The sequence below is a fragment of the Prevotella sp. HMSC073D09 genome (genome assembly GCF_001814145.1).
GTDB classification, from domain to species: Bacteria; Bacteroidota; Bacteroidia; order Bacteroidales; family Bacteroidaceae; genus Prevotella; species Prevotella conceptionensis.
Genome location: NZ_KV815147.1, coordinates 2,828 through 3,219 on the forward strand (window position 1 = coordinate 2,828; position 392 = coordinate 3,219).

A 392-nucleotide genomic window follows, 5' to 3' on the forward strand; every position below is an offset into this window, starting at 1 on the left:
CGCGTTACCTACACCTATGGCAAACCGGGCGAGAAGTACAACCGTGCAGGCAGGCTGGTGCTGGTGGAAGACGCGTCGGGCGGCGAGGCGTATTACTACGGCAACCAAGGCGAAGTGGTGAAGACGGTGCGCTCGGTGATGGTGAGCACCGCCGACGTGCGCACCTACGTCTACGGCGCCACCTACGACAGCTGGAACCGCGTGCGCACCATGACCTATCCCGACGGGGAGGTGGTTACCTATCATTACAATGCGGCAGGGCAAATAGTTCGCCTTTCGGGCAATAAACAGGGGCGTGAGAGCGTTATTGTTGACAGGATAGGTTACGACAAGGACGGGCATACCGTCTATACCAAGCTGGGCAACGGCACGGAGACAACCTACACCTACGA

The 392-nt window shown here is 58.9% G+C and carries 1 pseudogene; it reads left to right on the forward strand.

Going from position 1 to position 392, the window contains the following annotated elements:
* A pseudogene (locus HMPREF2955_RS14110) lies at window positions 1-392 on the forward strand (RHS repeat domain-containing protein); the annotation flags it as partial.